Raw genomic sequence first — 25,524 nt, 5'->3', positions numbered from 1 at the left:
CTGATATGCTCTAATAAAAGACGATAGTCTAAGTAAGCGACTGAGCAAGTCGGGCAGTTTCAGGACTGATGCCGGTAGTGATTTCAGGCCAGCCATCAGTCTGGCAAACCCGTCCGGATGACGCATTGACTTGGGGTGTTCTGGCAGGTGTCTGCCGGGCCAAAGTAGTATCCAATAGATACAAAGCGGGATTATATGCAGGAACTACGTGACGCGGGCGTGATGCTGCGCCTTATCTACGAGGCAATGAAAAAGAAGGGTCTTGATACCGATCTTATTTTCAGCCGACTTGGCGTGAATGCGGAGTATGTGTACACCGAACAGCTTCGCACGCCCCATAGTGCCCAGATGTTTTTCTGGCAGGCGGTAGAAGATGTATCCGGTGATCCCGATATCGGGCTCCACCTTGGGCAGCTTTTGCCAGTTTATAAAGGCCAGGTTCTCGAGTATCTGTTTTTGAGTAGCCCTACGTTTGGTGAAGGGTTACGCCGCGCACAGAACTACCAGCGCCTGTTAAGTGATGCCGCCAATACAGATTTCTTCATTGAAGGTGAGGAAGCCTGCATGGTACTGGATGCGGCCTCTGATGAAGTCCGACGCCTGCGACATTTTAACGAGTGCTTTGTGCAGGGCCTGCTTACCTTTTTCCGATCCATCACGGATAACGAGTTCCGTCCGTCGCGGGTCGAGTTTGAACATGAACGTGAAGAAGGGCGCGAGTACGTTGCGGAATTGCTGGGTTGCGACGTGGTGTTTGGTGCTCAGGAAAACCGCCTGTACTTTCCCATAAGCTTGCTTGCTCACGCGTCGCCCCATGCCGAGCCGGAACTCCTGGATTTGCATGAGCGCTTTGCCAGTGAGCAGGTGGCTCGGCTGGAGAAAAAGGATATTGTTGGGCAGGTGGAGCGCATCATTGCTGAATTACTCGATAGCGGTGAAGTAACACTGGATTCGGTAGCTACCCGGTTGGACATCAAGCCTCGCACGCTGCGTACTCGGCTTACTGAGGCAGAAACCAGCTTTAACCAGGTGCTGGCTGATTTCCGATACCGCCTGGCCCGGCAGCTGTTGGCAACCACAGATGAGTCGATTGATGAGATCGTCTACCTCACCGGGTTTTCCGAGCCGAGTACCTTTTACCGTGCGTTCAAACGCTGGTCTGGCATGACGCCCATAGAGTATCGGAAAACCGCCCAGGGTAAAGATGCGATGGTTGATGCCATGTAATAGGCGGGGTTTATAGATTTTTTCAGAAAAGGCGTTGACTTAATCATGCACCTCTTTATAATGCGCTCTCGTTGTCACCGAGCAATCTTTTAGAGATTGCAGCGCTTTGAAAGTATTTGAAAAGCAATCGGTTATAACTGTGGAGCGGTAGTTCAGTTGGTTAGAATACCGGCCTGTCACGCCGGGGGTCGCGGGTTCGAGTCCCGTCCGCTCCGCCACTATTTAAGAAATCCGTTAGCTGCATCGCAGTTAACGGCTTTTTTCGTTTCAGACTCCCTATTATTTCCTTGCGCCCACCGATGTGATGGCAGTCACTTCGCCTGCAGTGATTCACTCAAGTAGTCCAACAGCATCCGAACCTTCGGTGATAAATGGCGGTTGTGTGGGTAAATGGCCCAGATACCATCATCAGCCTCCTGGTAGGGCCCTAAAAGGCTGATCAGCTTTCCGGACGCCAGAGAAGGTTGAACATAGTAATCCGGCAGCTGCACAATGCCGATGCCTTTCAGAGCTGCGTCCAGTAAGGCCCACCCGCTATCACACATGATGTTGCCTTTGATCCGGATGTTTTGCGGTTTACCCATTACCTGAAAACGCCAGTAATCCAGATTTCCCTGAAGGCAGTTGTGCTTATCCAGTTCTGACAGGGAATGTGGAGTTCCGAAGGCCGACAGATAAGCGGGTGAGGCGCACACATGCAGGGTTCTTGAGGATAAGCGTTTTGCCATCATGCTGGAGTCTTCGAGCTTACCCAGTCGTATTGCCAGGTCATAACCGCCGGCCACCAAATCCAGTTTTTGGTTGGTCAGGTTGAGCTGTACTTGCAGTTCCGGGTAGCGCAGCACGAAATTGTTCACCAGCGGGGCGATATTCTTTTCGCCAAAGGTCACAGGGGCTGTCAGTCTTAACTGACCTTTGGGCACCATCTGCAAGTTGGTCATGGTGCGTTCCGCCTCTTCGAGGCCATCGAGCACTTGCCGGCATTGCTGATAGTAGATCTGCCCGGCTTCGGTCACCGAAACCCTGCGGGTGGTGCGGTAAAACAGCTTGGTTGATAGGCGGGCTTCCAGGGCACTGACTTGCCGGCTAACTTGAGCGGTTGAAATGCCCAGCGACTTCGCTGCTGCAGTAAAGCTCTCTTCCTCCGCCACTGCCACAAACTCACTTACCCCTTCCCAAATATGCATGGTCTGCTTCCCGTGCTGTCGTGTGAGCTCCTCTGGAAAGAGCTGGTGTTTTTGGAATTTGGCCGTCCTGATTGTTACTCACTGGTAAAGGTGAGTTTATATAATATGGGATTATCAACCAGGACGATAGACTATAGTATGTTCTTCATGGTGGCAGAAACCTCTGCCAGAGCTGGAACATAGATCGGAGAGCCACATGACTAAAACAATCAAATCCAAAGCCGCTATCGCCTGGGGCCCGAAACAGCCACTGTCTATCGAAGAAGTGGATGTTATGCCGCCGCAGGCAGGTGAAGTGCGAATCCGTGTTATTGCCAGCGGTGTCTGCCATACCGATGCGTTTACTCTCTCGGGTGAAGACCCCGAAGGCATCTTCCCGACCATTCTGGGTCACGAAGGTGGCGGTATTGTCGAGTCTATCGGTGAAGGCGTAACCAGCGTTCAGGTGGGGGATCACGTAATCCCGCTTTACACCCCTGAGTGCGGTGAGTGCAAATTCTGTACTTCTGGCAAAACCAACTTGTGCCAGAAGATCCGTGAAACTCAGGGTAAGGGCCTGATGCCAGATGGCACCACCCGTTTCTCCCTGAACGGCGAGCCAATCTACCACTACATGGGTTGCTCAACCTTTTCTGAATACACTGTACTGCCTGAGATTGCGCTGGCAAAGGTCAACAAAGAAGCACCGCTTGAAGAAGTCTGCTTGCTCGGTTGCGGTGTGACCACTGGCATGGGTGCGGTGATGAATACCGCTAAAGTAGAAGAGGGTGCCACCGTGGCTATCTTCGGTATGGGCGGCATTGGTCTGTCGGCTGTTATCGGCGCCACCATGGCGAAAGCCAGTCGCATCATTGCTATCGATATTAACGAGAGCAAGTTTGAGCTGGCCCGTCAGCTCGGCGCGACCGACTGCATTAACCCGAAGGATTATGACAAGCCGATTCAGGAAGTCATTGTTGAGCTGACTGATGGCGGTGTCGACTATTCCTTCGAGTGTATTGGTAATGTGGATGTGATGCGCTCGGCTCTTGAGTGCTGTCACAAAGGTTGGGGCGAATCAGTGGTCATCGGTGTTGCCGGTGCCGGCCAGGAAATCTCAACCCGCCCATTCCAGCTGGTCACCGGCCGGGTTTGGAGAGGGTCTGCCTTTGGTGGCGTGAAAGGGCGTTCAGAATTGCCGGGTATTGTTGAGCAGTACATGAACGGTGAGTTCAAGCTTAGCGACTTTATTACTCACACCATGGGTCTGGAGAAGATCAATGAGGCCTTCGATTTGATGCACGAAGGCAAGAGTATTCGTACCGTTATTCACTTTGACAAATAACGAGGAGGGTCGCCTGGGCCTGGCACAGGCGACCATTTATCAGGGAGATTGTAATGAATATTGAAAATCTTAGTCGAAACAAAAGTTTCGGTGGCTGGCACAAGCAGTACAGTCACCATTCAGAAACGCTGAATTGCGATATGCGTTTCGCTATTTATTTACCACCGCAGGCAGCCAACGGTAACAAGGTGCCAGCCCTGTACTGGTTGTCTGGATTAACCTGCACCGATGAAAATTTCATGCAGAAAGCGGCTGCTCACCAAATGGCTGCTGAATTGGGCGTCGCTATCATCGCGCCTGACACCAGCCCCCGCGGTGACGATGTAGCTGATGATGAAGCCTACGACTTGGGGAAAGGGGCAGGGTTCTATGTAAATGCCACTCAGGCGCCATGGAACCGGCATTACCGTATGTACGATTATGTGCTGAATGAACTGCCAAACCTGATCGAATCCGTTTTTCCGGTGAGTGACAAACGGTCAATTTTTGGCCATTCCATGGGTGGTCACGGTGCCTTGGTGTTGGCAATGCGCAATCCCGAGCGCTATCAGTCCGTATCGGCCTTTAGCCCAATCAGTAATCCAATGGATTGCCCTTGGGGTAAGAAGGCATTCACCGCATACCTGGGTGAAGATACCGACAGCTGGGCTGAGTATGACTCCAGCTTGCTGATGAAAAAGGCCACGCAGTTCGTGCCTGCTCTGGTAGACCAGGGTGAAGCCGATAACTTCCTGGTTGAACAGCTCAAGCCGGAAGCGCTGGAGGCGGCGGCAAAGGTGAGTGGCTATCCGCTGACACTGAATCGCCACGAAGGCTATGACCACAGCTATTACTTCATTTCCAGCTTCATTGGGGAGCACCTGCGCTTCCACGCTGAGCATCTGAACAAGTAATGCTAAGGGGAGGCACGGAACTGTTTCCGGTGCTCCCCCGGGCTTATTTCAAACCAGCGGCGGTAGGCTTTGTGCAAAGCCGCTGGGTTGGAAAAACCCAACAGCCAGGCAATTTCTGATAACGATGTATCTGTTTCCCTAATATAGTCTCTCGCCAACTGCTTTCTGGTTTCATCCATCAACTCTCTGAACCCTGTGTTTTCAGAAGCAAGCTGCCGCTGCAGTGTCCATGGTGTAACTCCCAACTTCGAGGCAATGGTCTCAAGGCTCGGTGTTTCTCCTCGAAATAACGGCGTTAACAGGCTCTTTACTCTATCGCCTGTCGTCCATCCTCTCTGAATCTCCCGCATTTCCACTTCGCACAGCAGCGTAAGCTTTTCATGTATTGCTGATTGTGCCTGTAGAGTGTCTTGTCTCCATATGTCTTGCCGCACCGTTATGCTGTTTGTGGCGGCCCCAAACTGTACCGGGCAGCGAAACCAGGCTTCAAACAGTTCATCCATACCAGTGGATGGGTATTCTATGGAGACTTTTTCCAGCACATCCCATTGCCCGCTCACCGTGCGTAGAAACTGTGTCCAGGCACTCAGCACCGAGTCCACAACAAAGTAGTTAAACGCGTTGTAAGGCCGGATAGAGTAAAACTGGATCAGGCGTTTATCTGCCTCCACTTTTGGTATGCCACGGCTATTACGGCTGGTCAGAAGGGAGTAGCGAATCAGTGTTTGTGCAGCTTTGCCGACAGTGCTGGCGCATTCACCTGCAAGCCCCGCCAGGCCCGCATCTACAGGTCTCGTCAAGGCGCCGATGCGCAGCCCCAGTGTGGTGTTGTTGCAAGCCTGAATGGCGGCATGCCCCAGTCTCATAAAACGCGGAAGGCTGATACGAGTCTCAGGAGAGGAAAGCGTTTGTTCATTGAGCTGAAAGTGGCGACTTAGCTCCTGCACATTTACACCTTCAGCGTCGGCAGCCCGGAGCAGTACCGAAACATAAAGAACGCTGATATCGCCGAGGGGGTTGCGGTCCAGGGGTGGTTGAGGGGGAGGTGAGTTCATGTGGATTCGCCATCGGCTGTTATCTGGGGATAATAGAATGTTATTCACGGATATTGTTGAACGCAACCCGCATGGGTACTTTAGACAGCATTAAAAAAGAGCAGAGCGGCCACGACTCTGCCAGTGACCATTCTGAGGAGACCGATGATGACCACCAATACCACACCAGGCCTTGCCAAGTATCCCAACTTGCTTGAGCCGCTGGACCTGGGGTTCACCAAGCTGCGCAACCGCACGCTGATGGGATCCATGCATACTGGTCTGGAAGAAGCCAAAAACGGTTTCCAGCGCCTTGGCGAGTTTTACGCTGAGCGTGCCCGTGGGGGCGTTGGCTTGATCGTAACCGGCGGCATAGCGCCTAACCCGGAAGGCGCCGTTTTTCAGGGCGCCGCCAAATTGACCAACGACGAAGAAGTAGAAAAGCACAAGGTGATCACCAGCGCCGTGCACGAAGCCGACGGCAAAATCTGCATGCAGATTCTTCATGCTGGCCGTTACGCATACTCCCCTGCGTTGGTTGCTCCCTCTGCCATTCAGGCACCTATCAATCCGTTCAAGCCAAAAGAGCTGGATGAAGCCGGTATCGAGAAGCAGATTGAGGATTACGCTGTGTGTGCACAGCTCGCGCAAAAAGCGGGTTATGACGGCGTGGAAATCATGGGCTCCGAAGGTTATTTCATTAACCAGTTTATTGTGGCTCACACCAACCACCGCACGGACCAGTGGGGTGGCAGCTATGAAAACCGCATCCGCCTGCCCATCGAAATTGTGCGCCGTACACGTGAGCGGGTTGGAGAAAACTTCATCTTGGTTTATCGCCTTTCCATGCTCGACCTGATTGAAGACGGCAGCACCTGGGAAGAAGTGGTGCAGCTGGCCAAGGAAATCGAAAAGGCCGGTGCGACGATTATCAATACCGGCATTGGCTGGCATGAGGCCCGAGTCCCTACCATTGCTACCTCGGTTCCGCGGGGCGCTTTCACCAAGGTGACTGCGCGACTCAAGGGCGAAGTCAGCATTCCTCTGGTGACCACAAACCGCATCAACATGCCGGACGTCGCCGAAAAAATCCTGGCAGAAGGCGATGCCGATATGGTGTCTATGGCACGCCCCTTCCTGGCGGATGCCGATCTGGTTTTGAAAGCGGCTGAAGATCGCTCCGATGAAATCAACACCTGCATAGGTTGTAACCAGGCCTGCCTGGATCACACCTTCAGCGGCAAGCTGACGTCGTGCTTGGTAAACCCGCGCGCCTGCCATGAAACTGAGCTGACCTATGTAAAAACGGCGTCGCCTAAGTCGATTGCTGTCGTAGGTGCCGGCCCTGCTGGAATGGCGTTTGCGTCGGTGGCCGCAGAGCGCGGTCATAAAGTGACCCTGTTTGATGCGGGCAAAGAAATTGGTGGCCAGTTCAACGTAGCCAAGCTGATTCCAGGTAAAGAAGAATTTTACGAAACCCTGCGCTATTTTCGCGTAATGCTGGATAAGCACGGCGTAGATGTTCGCTTGGAAACACGTGTGAGCGTGGATGACCTGAAAGCAGGCGGCTTTGATGAGGTTGTGCTGGCAACGGGTGTAGAACCGCGCACACCGGATATCGAAGGTGTTGATCACCCGAAAGTGATTGGCTATCTGGATGCACTGCTTGAGCGTAAGCCGGTAGGGCAGAAGGTTGCTGTTATCGGTGCGGGTGGTATCGGCTTCGACGTATCTGAGTTCATTATCCACAAGGGTACTTCTGCAGCGTTGGACACTGAACTGTTCATGCGCGAGTGGGGCGTGGATCTTACCGCCGAGCATCGAGGGGGCATCAAGGGTGTGAAGGCGGAAGTTCCTGAGCCTGCCCGTGAAGTCTTCCTGCTCCAGCGTAAGACCTCCAAAGTGGGTAAAAACCTGGGTAAGACCACGGGGTGGATTCACAGAACATCTCTCAAAAACCGCAATGTGCAGATGGTTCCTGGTGTCACTTATCGCAAGATTGACGACGAAGGCTTGCACATCACTGTTACCCCTAAAGGCGCAGAGCAGGGCGAAGATCGCCTGCTGCCAGTAGATACCATCATTATGTGTGCTGGTCAGGAGCCGTTGCGTGAGCTGCAAAGCGGGCTTGAAGCGGCAGGACTGCCAGTACACCTGATCGGCGGATCAGATGTTGCGACAGAACTGGATGCCAAGCGTGCGATTGATCAAGGTAGCCGACTGGCCTCTCAGATCTGATCACAAAACGTTGCAGTTTTTACCTATGCATCGGAAACTCTCTGACTAGACTTGCAGTCTGTCAGAGAGTTTTTTTGATTTTGGGGAGTCTGTAATGGTATCTGCCCGCCAGGCAACGGATGATTATTCGGCGGTTTTCTTCATAGAGGGCAACGAGGTGGCTCGGCAGATGCGGGCCAGCGAGTTTGGCGCTTTTCTGGACGGCTACGTAGGGCTATCGGACCTTGCTGAAACCGATGTTAAAGCCGTTCTTGTGGAGCTTGGCGGCGACCTTCTTGTGCGCTCGCTGGTATTTTTTCGCATCTGGTTTGACGAAGAAGGCAGAGCTGACAGCAGCTGGAATGTGCCCATTGAAGAGCTGGCTCGCAAGGGTGCAAAAGGTCCGAATATGGGAGGCGGAGCGATTCGCCTTGTCTGTCGCAGTCTTTGCCCCGATCCCCAGTACGCTTCTGAGTTATGGGACCCGGATATGACACCGGGCAACAACCATTTCCAGCTAATCCGAAAGGCGGTTAAAGCCAACGCCCTTAAATTTCGCCTTGTTGAGCCCGAAGAGGAGAATATCCCTGTGTTACAGGGCGGGGAACAGGCCGCGGAAATGGATGACGAATCCCGCATCGGCGCCGATCGGGCACGTCTTGCGCAACTGATACGTGAACAGCGCCTTCGCATTAAAACCCTGCAAAGCGTGCACCGGGACATGCTGTCTGAAGTGCACCGGGAACACCGGCTCGAGATCAAGACCCTGAGCAATGAAATGGCTGATCTGGAGCAAAAGTATGAGCGCCAGCGCTTAGGCAATGAGCAGTTGAAGCAGCGGTTGGCGGAGCGTAATCAGCAATATCTCAGCATGCAGGAGCAAATGGCTACCGCTAACCCTGAAGCCAGTCGGGGGGATGCCAACGCAACAGCGGAGTTGGTCTTGCTGAGGGAGCAGCTCGACCGTAAACAGCGTGAGCTGGAGCACCGGGATGAAAAACTTGTCGCTCTGGAGCAGGAAGTGCATGAGCTTCGGAACCGTGAACCACCCGAAAACAGTATTATGGGGTACCTGAAATCTGAATCTGTTTTTCTGGTTGCTTACCACTCGGGTGTTGGTCACCTGACTGTGCCCTACCGGCAAATTGAAAACTACTTTGGTAACCCGACCGCTTATGCAGCGGAGCGTTGTGGCATGAACGAGCCGGCCTATCTTCAGTGGCTCGCCCACTACGAGAACCCGGTTTGTCAGCAGGCGCTCGACGGTGATACTTCCTGTGGTGAACCCTTGTTGAGAGTCAGCCAACCCGGGGAGTTTCAGCCTGGAGTCGACGACCGTTGCGAGAACCACCAACTCTGAAACTAAACGGCCTGCTGAAGGGCGCGCAGAACAATTTTCAGTATCGGGGTGACTTTCGTTAGACTGTAGGCCAGATTGAAACAGGCGACACCACAGGATAATTCATGGACCAGTTCAGAAACATAGGCGTCATCGGCCGGATGGGTAGCGTTAAGGTGGTTGAATCACTGCGCCAGCTTAAACAATATCTGGTCGCCAACCATTACCACGTTATCCTTGAGGAAGACACCGCCAGCATGTTGCCTGGCCACGGTTTGCAGGTTGCCAGCAAAAAGCTCCTTGGCGAAATCTGCGACCTGGTTATTGTCGTAGGCGGCGATGGAAGCTTGTTGGGCGCAGCCCGGGAACTGGCTAAATCCAAGATTCCCCTGCTTGGTGTGAACCGCGGTCGGCTGGGTTTTTTGACGGACATTTCGCCCGTTGACCTGGAAGAGCGTCTCGGCAAGGTGCTTGGAGGTGAGTATATTGAGGAGACCCGGTTTCTTCTAGACGGCAATGTAGAGCGTAATGGCCAGCCTTTGGGCTTTGGCACGGCTCTGAATGATGTCGTGCTACATCCGGGTAAATCCACCCGTATGATCGGCTTTGATTTGTATATCGATGGGCATTTTGTATACAGCCAGCGGTCGGACGGTCTGATTGTGTCGACTCCCACAGGGTCTACGGCTTATTCGCTCTCAGCCGGTGGGCCGATTATGCATCCGAAACTGGATGCCATTGTGCTGGTGCCCATGTTCCCTCATACCCTCAGCAGTCGCCCGATTGTTGTAGATGGAAAGAGCGAGATTAAATTGGTTGTCGGGGAAACCAATGAAACCTACCCGCAAATCAGTTTTGATGGTCAGATGAATATTGCCTGCGCGCCGGGGGATATCATCCGCATCGCCAAAAAGCCTTTTAAAATTCGGCTGATTCACCCTACAGACCATAATTTCTATGCCACCTGCCGCGACAAGCTTGGCTGGGCAAGTGAAATAGCAGCGAGTTGATCATGGCCGGAATTAAGCATACTGCAAGTCGTGGTTACGACATTATCGGCGATATTCACGGCTGTGCGAATACGCTTGCGATGTTGCTCGAGCAGATGGGATACAGCAAGGTGAATGGCGTATACCAGCACCGGCGGCGGCAAGCTGTGTTCATTGGCGATATTATTGATCGCGGTCCGAGAATTCGTGAAGCGCTGCACCTGGTCAGGAACATGGTCGAGCGGGGTTCCGCGCGTATTGTGATGGGAAACCATGAGTACAACGCCCTAGGCTACTGTACACGGGCGCGTGCAGGCAGTGGTAAAACATGGCTGCGGGAACACAACCCGCGACATGATCGCCTGATCCGGGAAACCCTGGAGCAGTTCGAAGCCCACCCTCACGAGTGGAATGACTTCCTTGAGTGGTTTTACACTATTCCCTTGTTTATCGAGGAAGACGATTTTCGTGCGGTTCACGCCTGCTGGGATGACGAGCTCATTCAGAAGTTCAAGCAGGTTCAAGGCGGCGCCTGCATTGATGAAGATTTCCTGCACGCTTCTGCGGCAATCGATTCCTTTGCAGGGCAGGTTATGGACACCTTGTTGCGGGGCACAGATTTACGCCTTCCTCAGGGTGTAAAAATAACCGGGCGGGATGGCTACGTTCGAGAGTTCTTCCGCACCAAGTTCTGGGCCGATAATCCCCGCACCTATGCCGATGTAGTCTTCCAGCCTGACCCCTTACCACCAGAAGTGGCGGGGCGGCCTCTTAGCGACGACGAGCGTAAGCAGCTGATTACTTACCCGCTGGATGCGCCGCCGGTATTCGTTGGTCATTACTGGATGGACAGTGAGCCTGCGCCGCTTAAGTCCAACGTCGCCTGCATTGATTTCAGTGCTGTGAAATACGGCAGGCTAGTGGCGTACCGGATGGACGGCGAGCGAGAGCTTTCCCCCGACAAGTTTGTTTGGGTCAATGTCGCTCGGGATCACAAGGATTCCCCTGATTATCCCACCAGTGAGGACAGCGTCGCTCGCTAACACGGCGGTCCGAGTTGTCAGTCTGAATAACCCGCGAGGCAAGGTAGATTGTGTACCGAGTAAAGCAGTTAGATGCGAGTGTAGATCTTGGCGGGTTTAGCCAGTGGCTAAAGAGCCAGGGAGTGCCCCACAGAATCAGTGAAGAGGGTGGTTTCCAGGTACTGTGGCTGGAGCATTCAGAGCATGCCGAGCCAGTTTTGGAGGCTCTGGATCGATTCCTTGCCGACCCGGGTATCCGCCAGGCTGTTGAGCACCAGAATCATTCGCCTGTATTCGTGGCAGGGCGATGGCAGCCGTCCCCTCGGCATGCGCCGCTGGTTCTTGGCATCATTGTACTGGGTGTGTTGATGGCCTGGTTTACAAGCCTGGGCAGCAATCAGTTCACGTTCAGCTTGTTGATCATCGATCCCCGAGCTTACGACTGGAATCCCATGGCAGGGAGTCTGGATGCGCTTTCGGCAACGCTTGCCAGCGGCCAAATCTGGCGGTTATTCACCCCTGACTTTCTGCACTTCAGCTGGACTCACATTGTTTTCAATTCCGTGATGCTGTGGTTTCTGGGTAGCCAGGTCGAATGGTTTGATGGGCGTGGCCGGTTTATTGTGCTTTTTATCGTTACTAGTCTTTTCTCCAACGTGCTGCAATACGTTGTGTCGGGGCCGCTTTTTGGTGGCCTTTCCGGAGTGGTTTACGGCATCCTCGGTTATTGCTGGCTGAGCCAGCGAACACTTCCAAGATTCCAGTTCCCGCCCGCGCTGGTAACCTTTGCAGTAGTCTGGATGGTGATCGGGTTTACACCCTTACCCGAGATGTTGGGGTTGGGAAGTATGGCCAATGAGGCGCATCTCGGCGGCTTTGTTGCTGGCTTGGCGATAGCGGCTATTTTGCCGGCTGGCAATAAACAGAAAGCATAAAAAAACCCCACCAGAGGTGGGGTATAAAAGAAGCTTATTGCTCCTGATGAGAGAGACCAAATGATACGACCGTCGTCATTTGGCGGGGCAATGATAATCATTATCGTTTGCATCTGTCAAACGATTACTCTACTTTTTTATGAAGGTTTTTTCAGGAGAACCGGATGACTTACGAAGAGCTTATCGAGCGACTCGATCCCAATGTTTATCAGAGTCTGAAACAGTCCATAGAACTCGGAAAGTGGCCGGATGGTCGCAAGCTAACGCCCCAGCAGCGCGAGATTAGCCTGGAGGCAGTCATTTATTACGAGAACCTGCATAACATCCCTGAGCAGGAGCGCGTCGGTTACCTTGATCGTGGAATCAAGGCTGGCACTGCATGCGACCCCTCCGTGCGTCGTAATCAGCCGGGCGATAACAATGTCGATCCCAATCAGTTTGTTGAGGTCAAATCTTGAACGATTTTGCGGATGTAACCGGGCGGCTCAGAAAAATGCCCGCAGAAGCTGGCGACCCTGTGTCCTATGTACTGGCTGTAGGTGACGCTCGAGTGGAAATGAATGAGCTCATAGGCCAGCCCTTACGCTTTGATTTCGAGGGTGTGATTCGCTGCGTTAACTGTGACCGGACAACGAAAAAGAGTTTCAACCAAGGGCATTGTTACCCCTGCTTCCGGAAGCTGGCTTCCTGTGACAGTTGCATCATGAGCCCTGAAAAATGCCATTACCACCTGGGCACCTGCCGTGAGCCTGAGTGGGGTGAAACCCATTGCATGATTGAACATGTGGTGTATCTGGCTAACTCATCGGGCCTCAAAGTAGGCATTACTCGCGGTTCCCAAGTGCCAACGCGCTGGATCGACCAGGGTGCAGTGGATGCTATTCCCATGTTGAGAGTGGCTACCCGGTATCTTTCCGGCCTTGTTGAGGTGGCCTGCAAGAAACACGTTGCAGATCGCACAAACTGGCGCGCCATGCTCAGGGGCGATGTTGCGGAGTTGAATCTTGTGCAGGAGCGCCAGCGGATACTCGCGCTGATTGCAGAGGATCTCGCCGCGCTGCGTGAAGTACACGGGCAGGATGCCATTCGCGAAGTGGATGAACGGGGGCTTGAATTGAGCTACCCCGTGCAGACCTGGCCAGAAAAAATCAAAACTCATAACCTGGATAAAACACCGGAAGTGGAGGGGGTTCTTGAGGGCATCAAAGGCCAATACCTGATCCTCGACACCGGGGTTATCAATATCCGCAAGTTTACCGGTTATGAAGTCCGTTTCCGGGTAATGGGCTCTTAAGATTCCCGTTGTCCGTCCGATCTGATAACGCCTGACTGGCCCGCCCCGGGTCCTTCGCAGGCTGAGCAATCTGGAGACTATCAATGCGCACCAATCAGCCAACAACCATCCGCCTGAGCGAATACAAGGTACCGGCATACCTGGTAGACACCGTCGACCTTCGCTTCGAGCTCTTTGAAAGTGGTGCACGGGTGCACAGCACTTTAACCGTGCACCGAAATCCGGAGTCCACCGAGGAATTCGCGCCCCTGGAGCTGGATGGCGATAGCCTTAAGTTGGAGCGGGTCGAGTTGGATGGCCAAGAGCTGGCGGCAGGCAGTGACTATAATGAAACCGGTGTGCAGCTTGTTATTGCAAAGGTGCCAGCCCGGTTCGAGTTAACGGTCGTGACCTGGATTGAGCCACAGAACAACACCCGGCTTGAAGGGCTGTACAAATCTTCGGGAATGTTTTGCACTCAATGTGAAGCCGAGGGTTTCCGTTGCATTACCTATTTTCCGGATCGCCCCGATGTGATGGCGCGATACCGCACCCGTATTGAAGCAGACAAAGCCAGTTGCCCGGTGCTGTTGTCCAACGGTAACGACGTGGACAGGGGTGACCTTGAAGACGGGCGCCATTTCGTAACCTGGGAAGATCCGTTCCCCAAGCCGAGTTACCTCTTTGCCTTGGTGGCAGGCGACCTGGTGGAAAAGCAGGATACTTTTACAACCTGTTCCGGCCGGGATATTGATTTGCGCATATTTGTTGAGCCTCGCAATGCCGCCAAGTGCCAGCATGCCATGGACTCACTCAAGCGCTCCATGCGCTGGGATGAAGAGGTTTATGGCCGCGAGTACGATTTGGATATCTTCATGATTGTTGCCGTAGACGATTTCAATATGGGAGCCATGGAGAACAAGGGCCTGAATATTTTCAACTCGTCCTGCGTATTGGCCAGTCAGGAAACAGCAACCGACCTTGCGTTCCAGCGCATTGAATCCATTGTTGCCCATGAGTACTTCCACAACTGGTCTGGCAACCGGGTAACCTGCCGGGACTGGTTTCAGTTGAGCCTTAAAGAAGGGTTCACGGTATTCCGGGATTCCACCTTCTCGGCCGATATGGGTTCACCAACGGTCAAGCGAATTGAAGACGTAACGCTTCTACGCACGGCTCAGTTTGCTGAAGATGCCGGGCCAATGGCACATCCAGTGCGGCCCGCTTCGTACATGGAGATCAGTAACTTCTATACTCTGACCATTTATGAAAAGGGTGCGGAAGTGGTGCGCATGATTCATACCTTGCTGGGGCCGGACTTGTTCCGTAAAGGCAGTGATCTGTATTTCGAACGCCACGACGGCGAGGCGGTCACCACCGATGATTTCGTGAAGGCGATGGAAGACGCATCCGGTCGCGATCTCGCCCAGTTCCGCTTGTGGTACGACCAGGCTGGTACGCCAGTGCTGACGGTGGCAGATGACTATGATTCCGAGCGCGGTGTATACAGTCTCAAGATACAACAAGCAATTCCTGACACGTCAGGGCAGACGAATAAGAAACCACAGCATATTCCTTTCGCCTTGGGCCTTCTGGGCGCTGAGGGGGAGGCTTTGCCTTTAAGGCTGGGAAGTACAGAAGATGCGGCGAGTGCGCCAACTGAACGGGTTCTTGAGCTAACCGACGCAAGCCACACGTTCGAATTCCACGGGTTGTCTCAGAAACCCGTACCGTCGTTGCTGCGCCATTTTTCCGCACCGGTGCGATTGGTCTACCCATGGAGCCGCGAGCAGCTTGTGTTTTTGATGAGCCATGACCCGGATGGTTTCAACCGATGGGATGCAGGCCAGCGGCTTGCGGTTGATGTGATCCAATCACTGGTGGCTTCCTCCGGGGCTGGGGACGTTGACCCTCGCCTGGTGGATGCCTACCGCGCATTGCTGGCAGACAGAGCGCTGGATCAGGCCTTGGTGGCGAAGATGCTTCATCTGCCTTCTGAGGCCTATCTTATTGAACTGGCGGATAGCCCGGATGTAGCAGCTATTCACCGTACACGGGAACAAGTGTTGAGCCACTTGGCTACCTCGTTGCGAGATGAGTTGGTTGCCTGCTATAACCGGAACCTGGGTGGCGGTGAATACGAGGTGACACCGGAATCTGTCGCTCGCCGAAGCCTGAAAAATACGGCGCTCGCCTGGTTGCTGATGATCAATGACGATACCGGGCGCGACCTGGCTCTTCAGCAGCTTAGCGAGGCTGATAATATGACCGATCGCATGGGTGCGCTGCGTGCTCTGGTCAACTCGGATTACGCAGCAGAAAGAAGCCAGGCTCTGGCAGATTTCTACGAGCAGTTCCAGAGCGATCCCCAAGTTGTTGAGCAGTGGTTTTCGGTGCAGGCGTCCTCCGATCGGGCTGGCCAGTTGCCGCAGATCCAGGCGCTTCTGAAGCACCCCGCCTTTGATTGGAAAAATCCCAACAAAATTCGCTCAGTTATCGGGGTGTTTGCAGGCCAGAATCTGGCAGCCTTCCACAACCCCGATGGGTCAGGTTATTCATTCCTTGCTGAGCAGGTGTGTCGACTGGACGACAGCAACCCGCAGATTGCTGCTCGGCTGGTTGCACCGTTGACCCGCTGGAAGAAGTTTGCACCTGCCTACAGCGCACTGATGCGTACCGCTCTTGAACAGATTCGGGACAAGGCAGAGCTGTCGGCAGATCTCTATGAGGTTGTGCACAAAAGCCTTGAAGCCTGAGGTTTGGTCAAAGGGGGCTGTGATTGAGCACGCTTGATTACAGCCAGATACAAAATCGCACTTTCGATCGATAGACAACCTTGATGAATCGGCTAGTCTGATGGAAAGCCTGTCTTTCCATCAGGTAATAATAAAAAAGCCTTTATACGGGCTTCCAGTTGAATTCAGGGCAAACTATGAATCATAAAAAGAGTGCGATACTCGGGGGCTTGCTCGCCCTCTCATTAGCATCATCACCCTCTTGGGCTGCAGTTTCTTCCAGTGAAGCTTCCCGCCTTGGCAAAGACCTTACGCCGTTTGGCTCTATCAAGGCCGGCAACGAATCCGGCACTATCCCGGCTTGGACCGGAGGTATTACAAAGCCGCCAGCAGGATACAAAGGCTCGGGTCAGCACCATATTGATCCATTCCCGAACGATGAAGTATTGTTCACCATTAATGCGTCAAACAAAGACCAGTATGCGGAGCACCTGACAGACGGTGCTCTGGCATTATTTGAAACCTATCCGACCAGCTTTCGCATTCCCGTCTATAAATCCCGTCGCACTCACGCCGTGCCTGACTGGGTTGCGGAAAATACACGTAAAAATGCAGTTGAAGCAGAAGTTGTTGGCAAGGGTGAAGGCCTTAAAGGCGCCTATGGTGGCTACCCTTTCCCGATACTGAGTGGCAATGACGAGCAAAAAGCTTGGCAGGTTGTCTGGAATCACCTGACCCGTTGGCGCGGAATTTCAGGAACACGTCGCTCCAGTGAAGTTGCCGTCCAAACGAACGGCGACTATTCGCTTGTTACTACTCAGCAGGAAGCATTTTTCAACTTTTATAACCCTGAGGGAGACGAGAGTGAGCTCGACAACATCATTTTCTACTACCTTTCGTTCACTCAGTCTCCTCCGCGCTTGGCGGGTAGCGCCATTCTTATCCATGAAACCCTTAACCAGATTATAAGCCCACGAAATGGGTGGGGTTATAACGCTGGGCAGCGCCGTGTAAGAAGAGCCCCGAACCTGGGTTACGACTCACCTATTGCAACGGCCGACAACCTCCGCACAGCGGATGACACGGATATCTTTAACGGTGCATTGGATCGTTACGACTGGTCTTACGAAGGTTTGAAGGAAATATATATTCCTTATAACAACTACCGCATCGGTGAAAAGGGGCTCCGTTATTCTGAAATTCTCGGTATGTCCCACGTAAATCCGGATGTGACACGCTGGGAGTTGCACCGCGTGCACGTGGTTGAAGCGAACCTGAAAAAAGGGGCTCGTCATATTTACGGCAAGCGCCGCTTCTACGTTGACGAAGACAGCTGGAACACGGTCCTGTTGGATCAGTACGACGGTCGTGGCGAATTGTGGCGCGTAACCATGGGTCTCGCGAAAAATTATTATGAACTTCCGGGTGTGTGGACCGTTCTGGACGTCTATCATGATTTACAGGCCCGTCGTTATCACGTGATTGGCCTTGACACCGAAGAGCCAAATACCCGAGTTCTTACGAACGATATTCCGAACAAGCGTTACTATTCTCCGGCCTCTCTGCGCCGACGGAGTGTTCGCTAAGGCATATATTCTTTGTGAGTGGCGAGATTATAGCCCTTGCCTCGCTGCTTAAGGTCGCGTGATGATATGCCGGTAGCCTCAGGTGCCGGCATATTTGCCGTTAATTGCCGGAGCTACCGGCCAGAGACATAAAGTTAAAACAACACAATAGGCAATTTGAATGGCTAAAAGGTTGATGTGCAAAACGCTGGGGGCAGCCTGCCTCGGGCTTTCCATGGTTTGGTCCTCGCCGGCCGCATTTGCGGTTGCGGATCTCATTGAAACTCCGGCCCGTCAAACGGACCTGGCACCCACGAAGCTCCTCAATGACGCTGTGCGCGCGGGCGATCGCATCGTTGCAGTGGGGGAGCGGGGACACATCATATACTCGGATGATGACGGGCAAACCTGGGTGCAGGGCAGTGTGCCTGTGTCTGTTACCTTGACCGCCGTAGATTTCGGAACTGAAACACATGGCTGGGCCGTTGGTCATAGCGGTGTGGTGCTGCATACCGACGATGCCGGAGAGAACTGGAGCCTTCAGCTAACCGGAACCGATGCTTCCAAGCTGGCTATTGAGAGTAAGGAAGATCAAGTTGCCGCCATGGAAGAGCGCATCGAAGAGGCGCCTGAATCCGAAAAGGCAGATCTCGAGTGGGCAATGGATGATCTGGTGTTTGTCATAGAAAACATGCAGTCCGACCTGGATATCGGCCCGGTAAACCCGTTGCTTGGTGTCTGGTTTGAAGATGATCAACACGGCTTTGTCGTAGGCGCCTATGGCATGATCCTGCGCACGGAAGATGGCGGTCGTACCTGGAGTGACTGGGCATCGCAGATTCAGAACGCCCAGAACTTCCACCTCAACAGCATTGCTCGTATTACTGGCGGAGCGCTTGTTATTGTAGGAGAGGCAGGGCAAATTCACGTTTCTGTGGATGGTGGAGACACCTGGGAGCGGCGCGAAAGTCCTTATGAGGGCTCTCTGTTCGGAGTGATAGGGACAGGGCAGGTTAATGAACTCCTGGCCTTTGGCCTGCGTGGCAACATGCTTTTTTCAGCCGATTTGGGAAAGACTTGGCGGATGGTACCTAACAGCGCAGGCGCTACGCTTAACGATGGTTCAGTGGCTGATGACGGCCGGATAACCCTGGTTGGAAATGGTGGCGCGGTGCTGATGAGTACCAATGGCGCAGAGTCATTTCGGGAGCACTTCCGGAATGATCGGGCAGGCATTATGAGTGTTGTTCCGGCATCTGGAACCAATCTTCTTGTCGTGGGTGAAAGCGGCGTGAAAATCACCGACGCGCGCGGAAAGAACCTTCAATAACGCCCTGATGTGGCAACAACCGAAAAAATAATAGAGGGGCTTTTGAATGTCCAACCCGAACCATGACAGGGGTGAACACTACCTGACAACGCCTAAGGCGGAACCGTTTCTGGAGCGCCTGATTTTCAACAATCGGGCCGTGATCCTTATCGGTTTCCTGCTGTTGACGGTGTTTTTGGGATATAACGCTGTAAAAATCCAGCCGGATGCGAGTTTCGAGCGAATGATCCCGCTTGAGCACCCGTATATCATCAATATGCTGGATCACCGGAATGACCTGGAAAACCTGGGCAACTTTGTACGCATTGCTGTGGAAACCAAAACCGGTGATATCTTTTCTGCAGAGTACATGGAGACTCTGAAGCAGATCACCGATGAGGTTTTTTATCTTAACGGTGTGGACCGCTCAGGCCTGAAAACTCTGTGGACATCAAACGTTCGCTGGGTAGAGGTAACGGAGCAAGGTTTCCAGGGCGGCAACGTTATTCCGGATGACTACGATGGTTCGCCGGCAAGTCTGGAGAATTTGCGCCAGAACATACTTCGTTCCAACGAAGTAGGGCGGTTGGTGTCAGATAACTTCCGGTCCACGATTGTTTATGCACCTCTGTATGAAAAGAATCCTGAAACGGGAGAGCCACTGGATTACGCAGCGTTTTCTCGGGACCTGGAAGAGAAAATACGGATCAAGTACGAAGCGCAAAATCCGAACATAGACATTCACATCGTCGGCTTTGCCAAGAAAGTGGGCGACCTGATTGAGGGTATTGGGTCGATTGCCTGGTTCGCTGGCATAACTATTCTGCTGACAACCCTGTTGCTGTTCTGGTACTCCCGCTGCATCACCGGCACGCTGGTGCCTGTGTTCACTTCGATTGTTGCGGTGTTCCTGCAGCTTGGTGCCCTCAGGCTTTTGGGATACGGGCTGGACCCATACTCGGTGCTTGTGCCGTTCCTTGTCTTTGCCATTGGCATTAGTCACGGCGTGCAAATCGTCAATGCCATGGCGGTGGAGGCAGCTAAGGGCTTTGACGCTGTAACCGCCGCTCGCCTGGCATTCCGGGCGCTGTATATTCCGGGCATGTTGGCGCTGGTTTCTGATGCGTTCGGCTTCCTCACGCTGTTCTTCATCGAGATTGATGTGATCCGTGATCTGGCCATAGCGGCTGGACTGGGTGTGGCGTTTGTTATCATCACCAACCTGGTACTCCACGTTCTGATCATGTCTTACCTTGGTATTTCCAAAGGTGGCGTGCGCCACGTGCAGAACCACGGCGAAAAACAGGACCGCAAGTGGCGTATGATGTCCTACTTTGCGCACCCTGGCGTTGCACCAATTTCATTGCTTATTGCTGTGGTTGGCTTGGGTCTTGGCCTCTACTATAAGCAGGATCTAAAAGTAGGGGATCTGGACCAAGGTGCACCTGAGCTTCGTGCCGACTCGCGTTACAACCTGGATAACGCCTATATCATCGACAACTACTCTACGAGTGCCGATGTCTTGGTTGTGATGGTGAAAACTCCAGAAGAGCAGTGCACTCAATACAATGTTCTTCGGGCCATGGACTCACTGCAATGGGAGCTTCAAAACACTCCGGGCGTTCAGTCCTCAGCGTCGCTTGCCGATGTGTCGAAGATCGTCACCAAGGCTTTGAATGAAGGCAACTGGAAATGGTATGAGATTTCCCGTAACCAGACCATCATCAACGCGTCCATCCGTGAGGCGCCATCCGGTCTTATCAACACCACCTGCAGCCTGACGCCCGTGCTGGTGTTCCTTGAAGATCACAAAGCTGAAACTCTGGAAACAGTGGTTGAGCGGGTTGAAGAGTTTGCGAACAATAACAGCAACGATGAGCACACGTTCTTGCTTGCCGCCGGCAATGCCGGTGTTGAGGCGGCGACCAACGAGGTTATTGCCAACGCCAAGGATATGATGCTTATCCTGGTATACAGTGTGGTGAGCTTGTTGTGTTTTGCGACCTTCCGCTCTGTCCGAGCTGTGTTGTGTATTGTTGTCCCGCTTGGGCTGACATCGATTCTTTGTGAAGCGATCATGGCTGTGTCGGGAATTGGTATCAAAGTCGCAACCCTTCCTGTTATTGCACTTGGTGTGGGTATCGGTGTCGACTACGGCATCTATATTTACAGCAAACTCGAGAAGTATTTGTTGGACGGCAAGCCACTTCAGGAAGCCTACTTCGAAACTCTGCGCTCAACCGGTAAGGCCGTTATGTTTACCGGCGTCACGCTGGGGCTTGGCGTAGTGACCTGGATCTTCTCGCCGATCAAGTTTCAGGCGGATATGGGCTTCTTGCTGTTCTTCATGTTCTTGTGGAATATGATCGGCGCGATCTGGCTGCTCCCTGCGCTTGCGCGATTCCTGCTGCGGCCAGATCAGATGATCGCCAAGGCTCGTGCTGCCAAATAGGGCTGGCTACGACAAAAAAGCCCGCTGAATGCGGGCTTTTTTGTTGCCTACTCAACTGGTTAGCGAGCTACCTCAAGCTTTATTTATGACGCAAAGTGGTCTATGTTCTATGGTGAGCGTGACACTTGCCCCCGTGCTCAGGCGGGCAGTTGATTACAACGATGATAATAAGGAATGATTCATATGACACTGAAACTTAAAGCCTCTGCATTGGCTATTGCTGCGGCTGTTACCTTGGGTGCTGCATCCACAGCGGTTTCCGCACAGGAGCAACGCTTTGTTACTATCGGAACCGGTGGCGTTACCGGTGTTTATTATCCGGCGGGTGGTGCTATTTGCCGCCTGGTCAATATGGATCGTAAAGAGCATGGCATTCGCTGCTCCGTTGAGAGCACCGGCGGTTCTGTATACAACCTGAATGCAATCCGCCAGGGTGAATTGGACCTTGCAGTCGCCCAGTCTGACTGGCAGTACCACGCCTTTAACGGAACCAGCCAGTTCAAAGACGACGGTCCAAACAAGAAGCTTCGTGCTGTTTTCTCACTGCACCCGGAACCGTTCACCGTAGTCGCGAGCAAAGGCTCGGGCATCAAGAACTTTGAAGATCTTGCCGGAAAGCGGGTTTCTGTGGGTAACCCGGGCTCAGGCCAGCGCGCCACAGCCGAAGTGCTGATGAATGAAATGGGTTGGACTATGGACAAGTTCTCCCTCGCAGCTGAGCTAAAAGCGGCTGAGCAGTCCCAGGCCCTGTGCGATGGCAATATCGATGCATTCTTCTACACCGTGGGCCACCCATCTGGTGCTATCAAAGAAGCAACTACGTCTTGCGACAGTGTACTGGTGAATGTGTACAACGACTCTGCTAAAAAGCTGATCGATGACAACCCGTATTACCGGAAAGCCGTTATCCCGGGAGGCATGTACCGTGGCTCTGATAACGACGTAACCACCTTTGGTGTTGCCGCAACTTTCGTATCGTCAACGGATGTGCCGGACGACGTGGTATATGAAGTGGTTAAAGCAGTATTCGAGAACTTTGACAGCTTCAAGCGTTTGCACCCTGCATTCGCGAACCTGAACAAGAGTGAAATGGTAGCTGATGCCTTGAGTGCGCCGTTGCACCCCGGTGCGGCTAAGTACTACAAGGAAGCTGGCCTGATCGATTAATTCGATCCCAAGCACTTGAGTTGGCTGCGGGCAATCCCTGCCCGCAGCTTTAATTTCACTATCGTTTCCCTCTGACAGGATTCTGCTATGACCAATAGCGACCCGAGAGCCGGGGATGGCATCGATAAGCAGAAGGTAGAGGAGTTTCTTCAAACCGAATCCGGTGGAAGGGCTGCAACCGGATCTGCTGCGATCATTCTTTTTGGTGTTCCTTTGCTCTGGTCTCTTTTCCAGCTTTGGATAGCATCACCACTACCCTATATTTTCGAATTTGGCGTGCTCAACTCTACAGAGTCGCGTTCGATTCATTTGGCATTCGCCTCTTTCCTGGCGTTTGCAGCATTTCCCATGATTCGGGGTAAGCACACCAATAAAGTGCCTGTGTATGACTGGATATTGGCCCTCGCTGCGGCGGGTACAGCTTCATATCTCTATGTTTTTTATGACCAGCTGGCGAGTCGTCCGGGGTCACCTAATACCCAGGATCTTGTGGTCGCACTGGCCGGCTTGGTTTTATTGCTGGAGGCCACCCGCCGTGCGCTGGGCCTTCCCCTTACGATTGTTGCGGGTGTTTTCATTATCTATTCACTTGCCGGCCCCTATATGCCGGATGTGATCTCCCACAAAGGGGCGAGCCTGAACAAGCTCGCATCGCACCAGTGGTTGGGCACCGAAGGTGTATTCGGTGTCGCTTTGGGCGTATCAACCAGCTTTGTATTCCTGTTTGTTCTGTTTGGGGCGCTGCTTGAGCGTGCAGGAGCAGGAAATTACTTTATCAAGGTGGCTTACGCTATGCTTGGTCACATGCGTGGAGGGCCAGCCAAGGCAGCAGTGGTCGCCAGTGGTTTGAGTGGTGTTATCTCCGGCTCCTCTATTGCCAACGTGGTCACCACGGGAACCTTCACCATCCCGCTAATGAAAAAGGTGGGCTTCCCCGCTACCAAGGCGGGCGCCGTAGAAGTGGCGGCCTCAACCAATGGGCAGCTGACGCCGCCCATTATGGGCGCAGCTGCGTTCCTGATGGTTGAGTACGTCGGTATTTCCTACCTTGAGGTGATCAAACACGCCATTCTGCCGGCGATGATTTCCTACGTAGCGCTTATCTATATCGTGCACCTTGAAGCCTGCAAGATGAACATGAAGGGTGTTGAGCGTCTGAATAAGCCAACCCTGGCCCAGCGCATGCTTGTTTGGGTAATGATCCTGCTGGGGCTCAGCGTGCTGACCCTGGCGGTGTATTACGGTGTGGGCTGGATGAAAGATGTATTCGGCAGCGCAGCCATGTGGGTGCTTACCCCGCTGCTGATCGCGATCTATATAGCGCTTGTAGGTTATGGTTCGCGTTTTCCGGATTTGGAAGAGGATGATCCGGACTCGCTCATGGATAAGTTGCCTCCCGTTGGGGCGACCGTAAAAACCGGTCTTTATTTCCTGCTACCGGTAGTGGTTTTAGTTTGGTGTCTGACGGTAGAGCGTTTTTCGCCGCAATTGTCGGCGTTTTGGGCCACAGTGTTCATGGTGTTTATCATCATGACTCAGCGACCGCTAAAAGCGTTCTTCAAAAACAGCGGTGATTATCTGGGCGGCCTGAAGCAGGGTGGGGTAGATCTGGCTCATTCGCTGGTTACTGGTGCCCGCAACATGGTGGGCATTGGTGTGGCCACTGCCACCGCGGGCATTGTTGTAGGCACTGTTACGCTGACCGGCATTGGCTTGGTTATGACTCAGTTCGTTGAGTTCATCTCCGGTGGCAACTTGCTGCTGATGCTAAGTTTTACGGCTGTTATCAGTCTGATACTTGGTATGGGGTTGCCTACCACGGCCAACTATATTGTTGTGTCTACCTTGATGGCGCCTGTCATTGTCACCTTGGGTGCAGAAAACGGCCTGCTGGTGCCTTTGATTGCAGTGCACCTGTTCGTGTTCTACTTCGGTATATTGGCGGATGATACGCCCCCTGTTGGGCTCGCGGCATACGCTGCAGCCGCTATTTCGGGGGCGGATCCGATACGAACGGGTATACAAGGCTTCACCTACGACATACGAACCGCAATTTTGCCGTTCATGTTCATCTTCAACACCCAGCTGTTGCTGATCGGGCTAACTGGTTGGTTCGATTTGTTGGTGACAGTGTTTAGTGCCGTGACAGCTATGCTGGTGTTTTCAGCGGCCACCCAAGGTTTCTGGTTCACGAAAACCCGCTGGTGGGAAACCATTGGTCTTCTGCTGATTACCTTCACTCTGTTCCGTCCGGGCTTCTGGTGGGATGAGATATACCCGCCCACCAACGACCGGCCCGGTTCAGAGTTGATGCAGCACGTTGATGAGGTTGCACCTGGGCAGCCTATTGTATTGCAGGCAGCGGGCATGTCGCTTTCAGGTGATGACGTATCCAAGTATCTGCAATTGCCACTGCCCGCGGCCGAAACACCGGAGAAGCGGTTGGCGGCAGCTGGGCTGGAGGTATCAGCAGCGGGTGACGTAATGAACGTCGAGTTCGTCAACTTTGGCAGCGATGCAGAGAAAGCCGGGCTGAGCTTTGGCTGGACCATAGATGTGGTGCAGGTGCCTAACCCGCGCCCACCCAAAGAGTTGATGTTTATTCCGGCGCTTCTCTTACTTGGCTTTCTGGCGTTTTTGCAGCTTAGACGCAGGGCCGGTGAGGGGGAGCGGCCTCCTTTTGTGCCGTCCCAGTAAGCCGGCAGTTCTGCGGTAAATCCGACCGGCTCAGCGCCAAGTAAACCCCGATATTAACCTGTCGGGGTTTTTTCTGTTAAACTGCGCCCCGAAACGGCTCGCGGTTTGTATCGCGGAACGCCGTCACCATGTGATCTCTGGTATAGATCACCGCTGAGT

Annotated in this window: 18 protein-coding genes and 1 tRNA gene; 17 read left to right on the top strand and 2 right to left on the bottom strand. The window is 53.3% G+C overall.

Going from position 1 to position 25,524, the window contains the following annotated elements; all coding sequences use genetic code 11:
* The first annotated feature begins 195 nt into the window (after positions 1–195).
* Both AADB16_RS15095 and AADB16_RS15090 read left to right on the top strand, forming a co-directional pair.
* Complete coding sequence (locus tag AADB16_RS15095) at positions 196–1,227, top strand: AraC family transcriptional regulator (protein ID WP_309045289.1); 1,032 nt, start codon at positions 196–198, stop codon at positions 1,225–1,227.
* A 141-nt stretch (positions 1,228–1,368) separates the two neighbouring features.
* Positions 1,369–1,445: transfer RNA gene (locus tag AADB16_RS15090), tRNA-Asp, on the top strand.
* Between the two features lie 93 nt (positions 1,446–1,538).
* Here the strand turns inward: AADB16_RS15090 and AADB16_RS15085 are convergent.
* Complete coding sequence (locus AADB16_RS15085) at positions 1,539–2,414, bottom strand: LysR substrate-binding domain-containing protein (RefSeq protein ID WP_309045290.1); 876 nt, start codon at positions 2,412–2,414, stop codon at positions 1,539–1,541.
* A 196-nt stretch (positions 2,415–2,610) separates the two neighbouring features.
* Between AADB16_RS15085 and AADB16_RS15080 the strand changes: the two genes are divergently transcribed.
* Positions 2,611–3,738 carry an S-(hydroxymethyl)glutathione dehydrogenase/class III alcohol dehydrogenase gene (locus AADB16_RS15080; protein ID WP_309045291.1) on the top strand — a complete coding sequence of 376 codons (1,128 nt, stop codon included), beginning with the start codon at positions 2,611–2,613 and terminating at the stop codon, positions 3,736–3,738.
* A gap of 53 nt (positions 3,739–3,791) precedes the next feature.
* Positions 3,792–4,631 (top strand): S-formylglutathione hydrolase, encoded by an 840-nt coding sequence (gene fghA / locus AADB16_RS15075; RefSeq protein ID WP_309045292.1) that lies wholly within the window; start codon positions 3,792–3,794, stop codon positions 4,629–4,631.
* A 2-nt stretch (positions 4,632–4,633) separates the two neighbouring features.
* Here the strand turns inward: fghA and AADB16_RS15070 are convergent, their stop codons facing one another.
* Positions 4,634–5,686: an AraC family transcriptional regulator gene (locus tag AADB16_RS15070; RefSeq protein ID WP_410804456.1), complete on the bottom strand. Its 1,053-nt coding sequence runs from the start codon at positions 5,684–5,686 to the stop codon at positions 4,634–4,636.
* Positions 5,687–5,833: 147 nt separating this feature from the next.
* Here AADB16_RS15070 and AADB16_RS15065 point away from each other — a divergent pair, with 147 nt between their 5' ends.
* From AADB16_RS15065 to AADB16_RS15005, 13 genes are all read left to right on the top strand, one after another.
* Positions 5,834–7,903, top strand: coding sequence for an FAD-dependent oxidoreductase (locus AADB16_RS15065; protein WP_410804454.1), 2,070 nt, complete (start codon positions 5,834–5,836; stop codon positions 7,901–7,903).
* 94 nt (positions 7,904–7,997) lie between these two features.
* Entirely contained in the window at positions 7,998–9,242 is a 1,245-nt protein-coding gene (locus AADB16_RS15060; RefSeq protein ID WP_309045295.1) for a DNA repair protein, read from the top strand.
* A 104-nt stretch (positions 9,243–9,346) separates the two neighbouring features.
* Complete coding sequence (locus tag AADB16_RS15055) at positions 9,347–10,231, top strand: NAD(+) kinase (protein ID WP_410804451.1); 885 nt, start codon at positions 9,347–9,349, stop codon at positions 10,229–10,231.
* Between the two features lie 2 nt (positions 10,232–10,233).
* Positions 10,234–11,253, top strand: a complete 1,020-nt coding sequence (locus AADB16_RS15050; protein WP_410804449.1) for a metallophosphoesterase — start codon at positions 10,234–10,236, stop codon at positions 11,251–11,253.
* 50 nt (positions 11,254–11,303) lie between these two features.
* Positions 11,304–12,167 (top strand): rhomboid family intramembrane serine protease, encoded by an 864-nt coding sequence (locus AADB16_RS15045; RefSeq protein WP_410804447.1) that lies wholly within the window; start codon positions 11,304–11,306, stop codon positions 12,165–12,167.
* A 164-nt stretch (positions 12,168–12,331) separates the two neighbouring features.
* Positions 12,332–12,625: a YeaC family protein gene (locus AADB16_RS15040; protein ID WP_410804445.1), complete on the top strand. Its 294-nt coding sequence runs from the start codon at positions 12,332–12,334 to the stop codon at positions 12,623–12,625.
* A gap of 35 nt (positions 12,626–12,660) precedes the next feature.
* A complete protein-coding gene (locus AADB16_RS15035; protein ID WP_410804585.1) occupies positions 12,661–13,461 on the top strand; it encodes a DUF2797 domain-containing protein in 801 nt (266 codons plus the stop codon).
* An 83-nt stretch (positions 13,462–13,544) separates the two neighbouring features.
* Positions 13,545–16,196, top strand: coding sequence for an aminopeptidase N (pepN, locus tag AADB16_RS15030; RefSeq protein WP_410804443.1), 2,652 nt, complete (start codon positions 13,545–13,547; stop codon positions 16,194–16,196).
* 176 nt (positions 16,197–16,372) lie between these two features.
* Positions 16,373–17,761, top strand: coding sequence for a DUF1329 domain-containing protein (locus AADB16_RS15025; protein WP_410804441.1), 1,389 nt, complete (start codon positions 16,373–16,375; stop codon positions 17,759–17,761).
* A gap of 160 nt (positions 17,762–17,921) precedes the next feature.
* Positions 17,922–19,070, top strand: a complete 1,149-nt coding sequence (locus AADB16_RS15020; protein WP_410804439.1) for a WD40/YVTN/BNR-like repeat-containing protein — start codon at positions 17,922–17,924, stop codon at positions 19,068–19,070.
* 46 nt (positions 19,071–19,116) lie between these two features.
* Positions 19,117–21,501, top strand: coding sequence for an efflux RND transporter permease subunit (locus AADB16_RS15015; protein WP_309045303.1), 2,385 nt, complete (start codon positions 19,117–19,119; stop codon positions 21,499–21,501).
* A 183-nt stretch (positions 21,502–21,684) separates the two neighbouring features.
* Entirely contained in the window at positions 21,685–22,668 is a 984-nt protein-coding gene (locus AADB16_RS15010) for a TAXI family TRAP transporter solute-binding subunit (RefSeq protein WP_309045304.1), read from the top strand.
* 87 nt (positions 22,669–22,755) lie between these two features.
* The gene (locus tag AADB16_RS15005) at positions 22,756–25,365 is read left to right on the top strand and encodes a TRAP transporter permease (RefSeq protein WP_309045305.1); all 2,610 of its coding nucleotides are present in this window, start codon (positions 22,756–22,758) and stop codon (positions 25,363–25,365) included.
* Positions 25,366–25,524 lie beyond the last annotated feature (159 nt).

The sequence above is a fragment of the Marinobacter sp. KMM 10035 genome (assembly GCF_046537445.1).
In the GTDB taxonomy this organism is placed as follows: Bacteria; Pseudomonadota; Gammaproteobacteria; order Pseudomonadales; family Oleiphilaceae; genus Marinobacter; species Marinobacter sediminicola.
The sequence above is the reverse complement of the archived record's forward strand: the minus strand, read 5'-3'. Positions and strand labels throughout refer to the sequence as shown.